The sequence below is a fragment of the Kitasatospora sp. NPDC091257 genome (genome assembly GCF_044757675.1).
Lineage (GTDB): Bacteria > Actinomycetota > Actinomycetes > Streptomycetales > Streptomycetaceae > Kitasatospora > Kitasatospora lactacystinica.
Window position 1 is genome coordinate 1 of sequence record NZ_JBIVVI010000073.1, and the last position, 14,529, is coordinate 14,529.

Annotated in this window: 6 protein-coding genes and 1 pseudogene; all 7 read left to right on the top strand. The window is 75.2% G+C overall.

Going from position 1 to position 14,529, the window contains the following annotated elements; all coding sequences use genetic code 11:
• Nucleotides 1-2,161, top strand: a 2,161-nt coding sequence (locus ACIQOV_RS05640; protein WP_401045253.1) for an amino acid adenylation domain-containing protein, incomplete at its 5' end; no start/stop codon positions are given.
• Between the two features lie 127 nt (nt 2,162-2,288).
• Nucleotides 2,289-9,356: pseudogene (locus ACIQOV_RS05645) on the top strand (amino acid adenylation domain-containing protein); the annotation flags it as partial.
• Nucleotides 9,357-9,460: 104 nt separating this feature from the next.
• Nucleotides 9,461-10,507 carry an SAM-dependent methyltransferase gene (locus tag ACIQOV_RS05650; protein WP_401045256.1) on the top strand — a complete coding sequence of 349 codons (1,047 nt, stop codon included), beginning with the start codon at nt 9,461-9,463 and terminating at the stop codon, nt 10,505-10,507.
• On the top strand, nt 10,507-11,538 hold the full coding sequence (locus ACIQOV_RS05655) for a pyridoxal phosphate-dependent aminotransferase (RefSeq protein ID WP_401045258.1): 1,032 nt from the start codon (nt 10,507-10,509) through the stop codon (nt 11,536-11,538). Before ACIQOV_RS05650 ends, ACIQOV_RS05655 begins: the two co-directional genes overlap by 1 nt.
• 231 nt (nt 11,539-11,769) lie before the next feature.
• Nucleotides 11,770-13,029 carry an MFS transporter gene (locus tag ACIQOV_RS05660; protein WP_401045261.1) on the top strand — a complete coding sequence of 420 codons (1,260 nt, stop codon included), beginning with the start codon at nt 11,770-11,772 and terminating at the stop codon, nt 13,027-13,029.
• Between the two features lie 187 nt (nt 13,030-13,216).
• Nucleotides 13,217-14,314, top strand: coding sequence for a 4-hydroxyphenylpyruvate dioxygenase (gene hppD / locus ACIQOV_RS05665; protein WP_401045264.1), 1,098 nt, complete (start codon nt 13,217-13,219; stop codon nt 14,312-14,314).
• Nucleotides 14,311-14,529, top strand: a 219-nt coding sequence (locus ACIQOV_RS05670; RefSeq protein ID WP_401045267.1) for an alpha-hydroxy-acid oxidizing protein, incomplete at its 3' end; no start/stop codon positions are given. The genes hppD and ACIQOV_RS05670, both read left to right, overlap by 4 nt.

Genomic DNA, 14,529 nt, shown 5'->3' on the forward strand with positions numbered 1-14,529 from the left:
CCCCGCCCGCCACCCGCTCTTCCAGACCCTGGTGGCGCTGGAGGGCCGGGTCACGGTGCCGGACGCCTTCGGCGACCTGGGCTGCGCGGAGCACCCCTTCGAGCTGGACGTGGCCAAGTTCGACCTGTCCTTCCGCTTCACCGAGCAGGGCCCGCAGGCGGGCCTGACGGTGGCGGTCGAGTACGCCGTCGACCTCTTCGACCACGCCACCGTGGCCGCCCTCGGCGAGCGGCTGCTGCGCGTCCTGCGCGCCGCCGTGGCCGCCCCGGACGCGCCGATCGGCGGCATCGAGATCCTCGACCCGGCCGAGCGCGAGCAGCTGCTCACCGGCTGGAACGACACCGCCGCGCCCGTCCCGGACGCGACCCTGCCGGAACTGTTCGAGGCCCGGGCCGCCGCCACCCCCGACGCTCCGGCCGTGGTCTCGCAGGACGGCACCCTCAGCTACGCCGAGCTGGACTCCCGGGCCGAGCACCTGGCGGCCCGCCTGGCCGACGCCGGGGTCGGCGCCGAGACGCCGGTGGTCCTGCTGATGGACCGCTCCGCCGACCTGCTGACGGCGATCCTCGCGGTGGCCAAGGCGGGCGGCACCTACGTCCCGCTGGACGACCGCCACCCGGCCGAGCGGCTGCGCGGGATCACCGCCGAGACGGCCGCGGCCCTCGTCCTGGTCGACCCGGCCCACCGCGACCACCCGCTCGCCGCCGACGCCCCCTGCCCCGTCCTGCCGCTCACCGCGGGCTGGTTCGACGGTCCGCGCGAGCGGCGCGCCCACCGGGCCGCGCCCCACCCGGAGCAGCTCGCGTACGTGATGTTCACCTCGGGCTCCACCGGGGAGCCCAAGGGCATCGCGATCAGCCACCGGGACGTGGTGCAGCTCGCCACCGACCCGTGCTGGCGGCACGACGAGGGCCTGCGGGTGCTGTTCCACGCGCCGCACGCCTTCGACGCCTCGACCTACGAGATCTGGGTGCCGCTGCTCTCCGGCGGCCAGGTGGTCGTCGCGCCGCAGGGCGACCTGGACGCGGCCGCCATCCGGGAGCTGGTCCGGGTCCACGCGCTCACGCACGTGCACGTCACCGCCGGTCTCTTCCGGGTCATCGCGGAGGAGGACCCGGACATCTTCGCCGGCGTGCGCGAGGTGCTGACCGGCGGGGACGTGGTCTCCGCCCCGGCCGTGCGCCGGGTGCTGGAGGCCGTCCCGGGCATCGCGGTGCGGGCCCTGTACGGGCCGACCGAGACCACCCTGTGCGCCACCCAGTACCCGATGCCCGACGCCGCCGCGGTGCCGAGCACGGTGCCGATCGGGCGTCCGCTGGCCAACACCCGGCTGTACGTGCTGGACGCCGGTCTGCAGCCGGTGCCGGCCGGCGTGGCGGGCGAGCTGTACATCGCCGGGGCCGGCCTGGCCCGCGGCTACGTCGGCCGTCCGGCGCTCAGCGCCGAGCGTTTCGTCGCCTGTCCCTTCGACGGGCCGGGCAGCCGCATGTACCGCACCGGCGACCTCGCCCGGTGGACCGCGGACGGCGTCCTGGAGTTCCTCGGCCGGGCCGACGACCAGGTCAAGATCCGCGGCTTCCGGATCGAACTCGGCGAGGTGGAGGCCGCGTTCACCGCCCACGAGGGCGTCGGCCAGGCGCTCGCGGTGGTCCGCGAGGACCAGCCGGGCGACAAGCGCCTGGTGGTGTACGCCACCGGCAAGGCCACCGACGGCGAACTGCGCGCCTTCGTCGCGGACCGCCTCGCCGGCTACATGCTCCCGGCCGCCGTGGTCGTCCTGGACAGCCTGCCGGTGACGGCCAACGGCAAGGTCGACCGCCGGGCCCTGCCCGCGCCCGAGTACGCCGGGGCGGCCGAGGGCCGCGCCCCGCGCACCGAGCGCGAGCGGGAGCTCTGCGCCCTGTTCGCCGAGGTGCTGGGCGTGCCGACGGTCAGCATCGACGACCGGTTCTTCGACCTCGGCGGCCACTCCCTGCTCGCCACCCGGCTGGTCAGCCGCATCCGCGCCACCCTCGGCGCGGAGCTGCCGATCCGCACGCTGTTCGACGCACCCACGGTGGCCGCCCTCGCCGCCGTCCTGCCCGGCGGCGAAGCGGCGCCGGCACCGAAGAAGGCCCGCCCGGCCCTGCGGCCGATGCGGCGCCCCGGAAGCCAGGCCTGACCGGCGGCGGGACGCGGGCCGCGCCAGTGGCGCGGCCCGCCCCGGCCGCACGACCGCTCCGCCCTACCGGACAGAGCAGCCCCACCAGCCACAACAGCCGTACGTCGCCAGTCGGAGGCAGACCTTGATCCCGTTGTCGTTCGCCCAGCAGCGGCTCTGGTTCATCGAACAGTTCGAGGGACCGAGCGCCCTCTACAACACTCCGTTCGCCCTCCGGCTGACCGGCGGGCTCGACGCCGCCGCCCTCGAAGGGGCGCTCGGCGACGTGGTGGACCGGCACGAGGTGCTGCGCACCGTCTTCCCCACCACCGACGGCCAGCCCCACCAGCACATCCTCACCGAGGGGCGCCCGCCGCTGCACCGGGTTCCGGTCGCCGACGAGGCCGAGCTGCACGCGCTGATGCACGAGGCCGCCGGGCAGGTCTTCGACCTCGCGGCCGACCTGCCCGTCCGGGCCTGGCTGTACGCCCTGCCCGCGCCGGACGAGCACGTCCTGCTGCTGCTGACGCACCACATCGCCAGCGACGGCTGGTCGGTCGGCCCGCTCTTCCGCGACCTCGCCGAGGCGTACCGGGCCCGGCTGGCCGGCACCGAGCCGCAGTGGGAGCCGCTGCCGGTGCAGTACGCCGACTACACCCTCTGGCAGCGCGAACTGCTCGGCGAGGAGGACGACCCGGAGAGCGTCGTCTCCCTGCAACTCGCCCACTGGCAGCAGGAGTTGTCCGGCCTGCCGGAGGAGCTGGCACTCCCGTACGACCGTCCGCGCCCGGGCCGGCCGAGCCGCCGCGGCGGCGCCGCCGACTTCGAGCTCGACGCCGAACTGCACGGCGCGCTCACCGAGTTGGCCTCGGGCCGGCACGCCAGCCTGTTCATGGCACTGCAGGCCGCGGTCGCCACCCTCTACACCCGCCTCGGCGCGGGCACCGACCTGCCGCTCGGCACCCCCGTCGCCGGCCGCACCGACGAAGCGCTCGACGACCTGGTCGGCTTCTTCGTCAACACCCTGCTGCTGCGCACCGACACGTCCGGAGACCCGAGCTTCCACGAGCTGCTGGACCGGGTCCGGCGCGCCAACCTCGACGCCTACGACCACCAGGACATCCCCTTCGAGCGGCTGGTCGAACACCTCAACCCCACCCGCACCCCCGCCCGCCACCCGCTCTTCCAGACCGTCGTCACCCTGAACGCGGAGCGGGCCGACGACCTCGCCTTCGGCGCCGCGACGGGCACCCCGGTCGAGGTCGGCGAGGCGCAGGCCCAGTTCGACCTCAACTTCAACTTCGTCGAGCGGCTCGCCCCCGACGGCACCTGCCTGGGCGTGCGCGCCGCCGTCGACTACGCCGCCGACCTCTTCGACCACGCCACCGCCGTCTCCCTCGCCGAACGGCTGGTGCGCGTGCTGCGCGCCGCCGCGGCCGCCCCGGACGCGCCGATCGGCGGCATCGAGATCCTCGACCCGGCCGAGCGCGAGCAGCTGCTCACCGGCTGGAACGGGCCGGCCGCGCCGGTCGACGAGCGGAGCCTGCCCCGGCTGTTCGAGGCCCGGGCCGCCGCCACCCCCGACGCCCTCGCCCTGGTCTCCGACACCGAGCGGCTCGACTACACCGAGCTGAACGACCGCGCCAACCGGCTCGCCGCCCTGCTGCTGGAGCGCGGCCTGACCACCGAACAGCCGGTCGCGGTCCTGATGGAGCGCTCCGCCGGACTGCTCACCGCCGTCCTCGCCATCGCCAAGGCCGGCGGCACCTACGTCCCGCTGGACGACCGCTACCCGCTGGACCGCCTCCAGCACATCCTCGCCGACACCCGTACCGGCCTGCTGCTCGTCGACCCCGCCCACCAGGGCCATCCGGTGCTCGCCACCGAGGGCTTCGCCACCGTCGAGGTCACCGCGGCGCTGCTCGCCGAGGCCCCCGCGGCGGGCAACCCGGCCGTGCCGGTCCTGCCCGGCCAGCTGGTCTACGTGATGTACACCTCGGGCTCCACCGGGGTGCCCAAGGGCGTCGCCGTCACCCACCGCAACGTGGTGGACCTGCTGGGCAACCCGCACTTCCGGGCCGGGCACCACGAGCGCGTGCTGCTGCACTCGCCCACCGCCTTCGACGCCTCCACCACCGAGATCTGGGCGCCGCTGGTCACCGGCGGGGCGATCGTCCTCGCCGACCCCGGCGAGCTGGACATCCGCCGCCTCGCCGAGACCATCACCACCCACGAGGTGACCCTGGTCCAGGCCCCGTCCGGCCTGCTGCGGCTGATGGCCGACGAGAACCCGGCCGCCTTCCGCAACGTCCGGCAGGTGTGGACCGGCGGCGACGTCGTCCCGCCGGAGTCCGTGCGCCGGCTCCACCGGGCCTGCCCGGACACCGACGTGGTCGCGGTGTACGCGCCCACCGAGACCACCGCCATCAAGACCACCTTCACCATGAGCCCGGGCGAGCCCGTCCCCGCCGTGGTCCCGATCGGGAGCCCGCTGAACAACACCCGGCCGTACGTGCTGGACACCGCGCTGCGGCCGGTGCCGGCCGGCGTGGCCGGCGAGCTGTACCTCGCCGGGGCCGGCCTGGCCCGCGGCTACGTCGGGCGCCCCGGCCTGACCTCCGAGCGCTTCACGGCCTGCCCGTTCGGCGAGCCCGGCAGCCGGATGTACCGCACCGGCGACCTGGTCCGCTGGACCGCCGACGGCGTCCTGGAGTTCCTCGGCCGGGCCGACGACCAGGTCAAGATCCGCGGCTTCCGGATCGAACTCGGCGAGGTGGAGGGCGCGTTCACCGCCCTCCCGGCCGTCGGCCAGGCCTTCGCCGTGGTCCGCGAGGACCAGCCGGGCGACAAGCGCCTGGTGGTGTACGCCACCGGCGAGGGCGATCCCGCCGAGCTGCGCGCCGCCGTCGCCGACAGCCTGCCCAGCTACATGCTCCCGGCCGCCGTGGTCGTCCTCGACGCCCTCCCGGTGACCGCCAACGGCAAGGTCGACCGCCGCGCCCTGCCCGCCCCCGACTGGACCGGGACCGGCGAGGGCCGCGCCCCGCGCACCGACACCGAGCGGGCGCTGTGCGAACTGTTCACCGACGTCCTCGGGTTGGACCGGATCGGGATCGACGACAGCTTCTTCGACCTGGGCGGCCACTCACTGCTCGCCACCAAGCTGGTCAGCCGCGTCCGTACCGCGCTCGGCGCCGAACTGCCCGTCCGGGCCCTGTTCGACGCCCCCAGCGTGGCCGCGCTGGCCGCCGTCCTGCCCGCCCCGGGCGCCGCCCGTCCGGCCCTGCGGCCGGTCGAGCGGCCCGAGCGCGTCCCGCTCTCCCCGGCGCAGCGACGCCTCTGGTTCATCGACCAGTTCGAGGGCCCGAGCGCGCTCTACAACACCCCGTGCGCGGTCCGGCTGACCGGACCGGTCGACGCCGACGCGCTCCGCACGGCCCTGGCGGACGTGCTCGACCGCCACGAGGTGCTGCGCACCGTCTACCCGACCACCGACGGGCAGCCGCACCAGCTGCTCCTGGAGACCCCCGAACTCCCGCTGCACACCGTGCCGGTGGACAGCGAGGAGGAGCTCGCGCGGGAGCTGGCCGAGGCCGGGTCGCAGGTCTTCGACCTCGCCCGCGACCTGCCGGTGCGCGCCACCCTGCTCTCGCTGCCCGGCGAGGAGCACGTCCTGCTGGTGCTGATGCACCACATCGCCACCGACGGCTGGTCCGTGGTCCCGCTGCTGCGCGACCTCGCCGAGGCGTACGGGGCCCGCCTCGCCGGCGCCGCCCCCGACTGGCGGCCGCTCGCGGTCCAGTACGCCGACTACACCCTGTGGCAGCACGAGCTGCTCGGCACCGACGAGCGGCCCAGCGCCCTGCTGAGCGAGCAACTCGCCTACTGGCAGCGCACGCTGGCCGACCTCCCGGAGGAGCTGACGCTCCCCTTCGACCGCCACCGCCCCGCCGCCCCCAGCCGCCGGGGCGCCGCGGTGGAACTCCGGACGGACGCCGCACTGCACGCCTCCCTGGCCGAGTTGGCGCAGCGGAGCCGGGCCAGCGTGTTCATGGTGATGCAGGCCGCGCTGGCCACCACCCTGAGCCGGATCGGCGCGGGCACCGACCTGCCGATCGGCACCGTGGTGGCCGGGCGCACCGACGAGGCGCTGGAGGACCTGGTCGGGTTCTTCGTCAACACCCTGGTGCTGCGCACCGACACCTCCGGCGACCCGAGCTTCCGGGAACTGGTGGAGCGCGTCCGGGTCACCACCCTGGACGCCTTCGAACACCAGGACGTGCCCTTCGAGCGGCTGGTCGAGCTGCTCAACCCGGTGCGCTCGACCGCCCGCCACCCGCTGTGCCAGGTGATGCTGACCTCCGGCGGCGAGGCCGGGGGGATCAGCCTCGGCGGCCTGCCCGGCCGGGTCGAGCAACTGGACTCCGACCTCGCCAAGTTCGACCTGACCTTCGCCTTCAGCGAGAGCTTCGACGCGGACGGCGCGCCCGCCGGGCTGGGCCTGACGGTGGAGTACGCCGTCGACCTGTTCGACCGGTCCACCGCCGAGGCGACGGCCGCCCGCTTCGAGCGCGTCCTGCGCGCGGTGCTGGCCGACCCGGACCAGTCCGTGGGCCGCGTCGAGGTGCTGGCGCCCGAGGAGCGCGAGCAGCTGCTCACCGGCTGGAACGACACCCGGGAGGACCTCCCGCCCGGCACCTTCCCGGCGCTCTTCGAGGCGCAGGCCGCCGCCCGCCCGGACGCCGTCGCGCTCTCCTTCGGCACCGAGCAGGTCACCTACGGCGAACTCAACGAGCGCGCCAACCGCTTCGCCCGGCTGCTGATCGAGCACGGCGCGGGCCCCGAGCGGTTCGTCGCGATCGCCCTGGAACGCTCGATCGAGCTGATCGTCGCCCAGCTCGCCGTGCTCAAGGCCGGCGCGGTCTTCCAGCCGCTGGACCCGCGCTACCCGGCCGACCGGATCGCCTACATGCTGGACGACGCCCGGCCCGCGCTGGTCCTCACCAGCAAGGCGCTGGCCGACGGCCTGCTCGCCGACAGCACCGTCCCGCGGCTGCTGATCGAGGACCTGGACGCCTCCGGCCACCCGGCGCACGACCTCACCGGCACCGCGATCACCCCGCACTCGGCCGCGTACGTCATCTACACCTCGGGCTCCACCGGCCGCCCCAAGGGCGTGGTGGTCACCCACACCGGCCTCGCCGCCATGGTGGAGGGCCAGCGCCGGGGCCTGGCCGTCACCCCCGACAGCCGGGTGCTGCTGTTCGCCTCGCCGTCCTTCGACGCGGCCGTCTGGGAGCTGGGCATGGCCCTGCTCACCGGCGCCCGGGCCGTCCTCGGCGACGCCGACCAACTGCTGCCCGGCCCCTCGCTGACCGACCTGATCGCCGAACAGGGCGTCACCCACCTGACCCTGCCGCCGACCGCGCTCGCCGTGCTGGCCCCGGACGCGCTGCCGCAGGGCGGCACCCTGGTGGTCGCCGGCGAGGCCTGCCCGCCCGACCTGGTCGAGCACTGGTCGGCCCGGCTGCGGATGGTCAACGCCTACGGCCCGACCGAGTCGACCGTCTGCGCCAGCATGAGCAGCCCGCTCAGCGGCCGGACCGCCCCGCCGATGGGCCGGCCCGTGCCGGACACCCGGCTCTACGTCCTGGACGCGGCGCTCCAGCCCGTCCCGGCCGGGGTCGAGGGCGAGCTGTACATCGCGGGCGCCGGCCTGGCCCGCGGCTACCTCAACCGGCCGGGCCAGAGCGCCGAGCGCTTCGTCGCCGACCCGTACGGCACCCCCGGCAGCCGGATGTACCGCTCGGGCGACCTGGTCCGCCGCCAGGCCGACGGCACCCTGGAGTACCTGGGCCGCACCGACCACCAGGTCAAGATCCGCGGCTTCCGGATCGAGCCCGGCGAGATCGAGGCCGTGCTCGCCCGGCACCCCTCCCTCGCCCAGGCGTTCGTGCTGGTCCGGGAGGACCGCCCGGGCGACCGCCGGCTGGTCGGCTACGCCGTCGCCCACCCCGGGCACGCGGTCGACCAGGCCGCCCTGCGGGCCCACGTCGGCGCGACCCTGCCGGACTACATGGTGCCCTCGGCGATCGTCGCCCTGGACGCCCTGCCGCTGACCGCCAACGGCAAGGTCGACCGCAAGGCCCTGCCGGCCCCCGACACCGCCTGGCTCGGCTCCGGACGGGCGCCCGCGACGCCCCGGGAGGAACTGCTCTGCGGCCTGTTCGCCGATCTGCTCGGGCTGGAGAAGGTCGGCGTGGACGACAACTTCTTCGAGCTGGGCGGGCACTCGCTGCTGGCCAGCCGGCTGGTCGCGGGCCTGCGCGAACTGGTCGGCGAGGGCGAGGAGATCGGCGTCCGCACGCTGTTCGAGGCACCGACCGTCGCCCGGCTGGCCGAGCGGCTCGCCCAGGGCCCGGCCGCCGAGAGCTTCCCCGTCCTGCTGCCGATCCGCACCCGCGGCTCGCGCCCGCCGCTGTTCTGCGTCCACCCGGCCGCCGGCATCAGCTGGGTCTACACCGGCCTGCTGCGCCACCTCGACGCCGAGCAGCCGATCTACGGACTCCAGGCCCCCGGCCTGGCCGACCCGACCGCGCACCCGGCCTCGGTCGAGGACCTGGCCCGCACCTACCTGGCGCAGATCCGCTCCGTGCGCCCCGAGGGCCCGTACGCCCTGCTCGGCTGGTCCTTCGGCGGGGCCGTCGCCCACGCGATCGCCGCGCTGCTGCGCGAACAGGGCGAGGAGGTCCGGCTGCTGGCCCTGCTGGACGCCTACCCGGGCACCGGCGAGCCGGGGCCCGAGCAGTGGCGGGACGACCCGGCGCAGCTCGCGGTGATCCTCGACTCGCTCGGCCACCCGGCCGGGGAGATCACCGCCTGGCCCGCGGACGAGGACGGCTACGCCGCGCTCGTCCGGGGCGACGAGGGCCCGCTCGCCGGCCTCAGCGGCGCCGGGGTGGCCCGGGTGGTCTCGGTCTTCCAGTCCAACGCCGAGCTGTCCCACGAACTCCCGCTGCCCGGCTACGACGGCGACGCGGTGTTCTTCACCGCCGCCAAGGACCGGCCGGCCGACGCCCCCGACCCGGAGAGCTGGCGCCCGCACCTGGGCGGTCGGCTCGACGTCCACGAGGTGCCGAGCACCCACGGCGCGATGACGGGCTCCGAAGCGCTCGCCGTCATCGGCCCGGTGCTCGCCGCCCACCTGACTCCCTGACCCGCCCGCACCACCGACTCGACACCCCTACCGACCGCAGGCGACCGACCTGCGCACACCACGCGGGCCGCACCCGGCCCGCCCACGGAGAAACGGACACCACCATGACCACTGCGGCCATCCCCGACACCTGGCGTGGCATCACCCCGTCGCCGATCACCTCGACCGACGCCTACAACGGCTTCATCGCCGCCAACGTGATCTTCGCGCTGGACCGGATCGGCCTGCTGGAGACGATCGGGCGCGGCGAGCCGCTCTCGGCCGCCGAGGCCACCGCCCGGGCCGGCGACACCGCCCGCACCGAGGCCGTGCTGCGCGCCGCCGCCGACTACGGCTACCTCAAGGCCGACGGCGACGCCTACCTGCCCACCGAGGCGGGCCTGGAGATCGCCGCCGCGCGCGGCTACTTCACCTGGGCCGTCGGCGGCTACCACGACGTGTTCGGCCGCGCCGGCCACCTGAGCGCCGGCACCCACCGCTACGACCAGGACGTCTTCCGCGACGAGGCGATGGTCGCCCTCGGCTCCGCCCAGTGCGACCAGTCGCTGTTCGCCGCGCAGCTGACCGACGTGCTCAACGGGATCGACTTCCGCACCATCGCCGACCTGGGTTCCGGCACCTCCGCCCGGGTGCGCCGCGTGGTCTCGCAGCGCGAGGGCACCCGGGGCCTGGGCATCGACATCAGCCGCCCGGCCACCGACATCGCCCGCCGCGACATCGTCGAGGCCGGCATGCAGGACCGGGTCACCGCCGTCCGCGCCGACGTCCTGGGCCTGCTCGGCACCCAGATCGACAACGACGCCGAGGCCGCCGAGGTGGCCGAGGTCGACACCGTGATGAGCTTCTTCCTGCTGCACGACCTGCTGGCCGACCCGGCCACCCGCTCCTCGATCTTCACCCGGATGCGGGAGGCCTTCCCGAAGGCCCGCACCTTCGTCCTCGGCGACACCATGCTGCGCGACCCGGGCACCTCCGACGGCGCCCAGCCGGTCTTCTCGGTCGGCTTCGAGCTGGCGCACGCGATGATGGGCGTCCCGCTGCACACCAAGGCCACCTACGAGACCCTCTTCACCGACGCCGGCCTGCGGATCGACCGCGTCGAGGCGCTGGCCACCCCGCACTCCTGGCTCTACGTCCTCCAGGCCGACTGATGGCCGCCCCGTCGACCGCCAGACACCTGCTGGCACAGAACGAGCACCCGTACCCGCCGCTGCCGTCGGTGCTGGCCGCGCTGGCCGGGGCCAGTGCCGACCTGCACCGCTACCCGGACTTCCGGCCGGAGCGGATCGCCGGGATCGTCGCCGACTGGCAGGGCGTCCCGGCCGGCCAGGTCGTGGTCGGCCACGGCTCGGCGGGCGTGGCGCTGGACCTCTTCCACACGGTGGTCGAGCCCGGCGACAACGTGGTGCACTCGGATCCCTGCTTCGACGCGTACCCGCTGTTCTGCGAGATCGCCCGGGCCGAGGCCCGGCCGGTCCCGCTCGGCCCCGACGCCCGGCACGACCTGGTGGCGATGGCCGAGCGGATGGACGAGCGCACCCGGATCGTCGTGCTGTGCAACCCGCACAACCCGACCGGCACGGTCTACTCCTGGGCCGAGCTGACGGAGTTCTTCCGCCGGGTGCCGTCCACCGCGCTGATCCTGCTCGACGAGGCCTACGTCGACTTCGCCCGGGACTGGCAGGCCCCGGACGTGCCGGCCCGGATCGCCGAGTGGCCGAACCTGGTGGTGCTGCGCACCCTGTCCAAGTCCCACGGCATCGCCGCGCTGCGGATCGGCTACGCGCTGGCGGAGGAGTCGGTGGCCCGGCGGGTGCGGGACCACCAGGTGCCGTACGCGGTGAACCGGCTCCAGGAGGCGGGCCTGCTCGCGGCCGTCGCCGCCGAGGACGAGATGGCGCGCCGGATCGCCGAGATCGCCGCGGAGCGGGAGCGCACCGAGGCCGAACTGCTGCGGCTCGGCTGGACGGTGGCGCCCAGCGTCACCAACTTCCTGTGGGTCGACGCCCCCGGCGACCAGCTCCCGCTGCGCGCGGAGCTGGAGCGCCTGGGCGTCGCCGTCCGGTACTACCCCGGCCGGGGCATCCGGGTCGCCATCGGCGAGAAGGACGCCAACGACGCGGTGATCGAGGGTTTCGCCGCCGTCGCACCGCTCGCCCCGGCCCACCCCGTCGCGCCCTGAACCGCCCGGCGCCCTGAGCACCCCGCGTGCGTCAGGGCGCACCCCGGGCACCCGGGGCGCCGGCGGGCGCCCCGGCACCGGCGCACCACCGCACGGCTCTGTTCCACCGCACGGCCCTGTTCCACCGCACGGCCCTGTTCCACCGCACCACCGCACGGCCCCCGCACCACCCCGTTCCACCGCACACCCCCGCACACCCCGAAGCGCCGTCGGCGCAGCGAAGGAACCGCCATGCACCCGCTGTTGGCCCGCCCGGAGTTCCGGCGCTACCTCGCCGGGCAGACCCTGTCCGTCCTCGGTGACAGCGCCCTCTCCATCGCCCTCGGCATCTGGGCCAAGGTGCTGACCGGCAGCAACTCCGCCGCCGGCCTGGTGCTGTTCTGCTTCTCCGCGCCCCTGCTGCTGCTGCCGCTCGGCGGCCTGCTCGCCGACCGGGTCCGGCGCAAGCCGCTGCTGGTCGGGGTCAACCTGGCGGTGGCGGTGTCGCTGCTGCCGCTGCTGCTGGTCGACGGCCGGGACACGGTCTGGATCATCTACTGCACCGCCACGGTCTGCGGTCTGGCCGGGGCCGTCCTGGCCCCGGCGCAGAGCGCGCTGCTGCGCAGCATCCTGACGGAGCGTCAGGACTTCGGCGCGGCGGCCGGACTGACCCAGAGCGCCCGGGCGGGCACCACGCTGGTGGCACCGCTGCTCGGCTCCGGGCTCTACGGCTGGTTCGGCGGGCACGTGGTGGCCGTGGCCGACCTCGCCGTGCTGCTGCTGGCGGCACTGAGCTTCCTCACCCTGCGGGTGGCGGAGGTCAAGCCGGAGCCCTCGGGCCTGCGTTGGCGCACCGAGGTGCTGGCGGGCTTCGTCCACCTGCGCGGTTCGGTCGGGCTGCGGCCGCTGGTGGTGGCCACCGCCGGCGCCGGCTTCGTGCTGAGCCTGCTCCAGCCGGTGCTGTTCGCGCTGACCCAGCACGGGCTGCACCGCTCGCCGCAGTTCCTCGGCGTCCTGGAGACCACCGAGGCGGTCGGCGCGCTGGTCGGCTCGGTGGTCGGCGGCCTGCTGATCGGCCGGCTCGGACCGCGACGGACGGTCATGGCGGGATCGGCGGTGTTCGGCCTCGGCATCGTCCTGCTGCTGGCCCCGTCGCTGTACGTGGTGTCGGCCGGCCTGGTGATCGCGGGCGCGGGCATCCCGGCCGCCCTGGTCGGGCTCGCCACCGCCGCCCAGGCGTCCACCCCGCCGCAGCTGATGGGGCGCGCCCAGGCGGCCGTCAACCTCTCGCTCACCGCGCCGCAGGCGCTGGCCGTGGGTGTCGGCTCCGGTCTGGTGGCCGCCCTGGACTTCCGGGTGGTGCTGGGCGTGATGGTGGTCGGCGCGCTGCTCGCGGCCGCCCACCTGATCGGCAAGCCGGAGGCCCCGACGGAGCCGCCGGAGCCCGAGGACGCGTCCGAGGGCGACGGCCCGGCCGATCCGGAGGACGCCAAGGACCTCCAGCCCACCTGACCGGCCCCGGCGGGCCCACCGGCCCGCCCGCCCGAACTCCGCACCACGTGAACGTCGCACCCTCCCGAACGCCCGCACCACCCGAACTCCCGCACCACCGCCGCGCGCACCCGCACCGCCGAGCACGTCCGCCCGCCCGATCGCCCCTCAGCACCCTCCCGTTCCTCCTCACGAGAGAGCTCCTCAGATGACCGACCGTTCCTCGCCCGCCGTCACCCCGATCCCCGTCGAGCTGGACCACGTCGAGTTCTACGTGGCCGACCTGGGCGCCGAGACCGCCAAGCTGACCACGGAGTACGGTTTCGAGCTGCTCGTCCCGCCGACCGAGCGCGGCGACATCGCCGAGCGCTGCCTGTCCGCGCTGGTCGGCCAGTCCGGCATCCGGCTGCTGATCACCCAGCCGCTGGCCGCCGGCCACCCCGCCACCGACTACCTGGAGCGCCACGGCGACGGCGTGGGCGCCCTCGGCCTGCGGGTGCCGGACGCCACCGACGCGTTCCGCACGCTGACCGCCCGCGGCGCCGCCGCCCTGCGCGAGCCGCAGGCCGCGGACGGCTGCGTCACCGCGGTGGTCGACGCCTTCGGCGACGTGGTGCACACCCTGGTCGAGCGCGGCCCCGAGGTCCCCGCCGGCCGCATCCCCGGCCTGCCGGACCCGGCCGCGCTGACCGGCGAGGGCGAGGTCGGCCTGCACTCCGTCGACCACTTCGCGGTCCTGATCCCGTTCGGCGAGCTGCGCAAGACCGAGCACCGCTACCGCGAGGTCTTCGGCTTCCGGACGATCTTCGAGGAGCGGGTCGAGGTCGGCACGCTCGGCATGGACTCGGCCGTCGTGCAGAGCGCCGACCGCAGCGTCACCCTCACCCTGATCGAGCCGCTCACCGCGGACGCGGGCGGCCAGATCGCCTCCTTCCTGGCCGGCCACGGCGGCGCCGGGGTCCAGCACGTCGCCTTCGCCGCCGAGGACGCGGTGCACTCCGTCGCCACCATGGCCGAGCGCGGCGTGCCGTTCCTGCGCACCCCGCAGACCTACTACGACGCGCTGCCCGACCGCCTGACGCCGCTGCGGCACTCCTTCGAGCAGCTGCGCGAGCTGAACCTGCTGGTCGACCAGGACCACGACGGCCAGCTGTTCCAGATCTTCACCCGCTCCCAGCACCCGCGGAACACCTACTTCTTCGAGGTGATCGAGCGCATCCGGGCCCGCAACTTCGGCAGCAACAACATCCGCGCCCTCTACGAGGCCGTGGAGCTGCAGCGCAACGCCGGCGAAGTGGCCGGATGAGCGCGTCCGTCCGAAGCGTTCCACCGGCCGGCCCGGCCGCCGGGCGCCCGGTGCTGTCCGTCGCGGAGTACGCCGACCGGGCCCGGGCCGCGCTCGCGCCCGAGGTCTGGGAGTGGCTGGAGGGCGGCGCGGAACGCGAACTGACCCTCGCCGCCAACCGGGCCGCCTTCGACCGGGTGGGCCTGGTGCCCCGGGTGCTGACCGACGTCAGCACC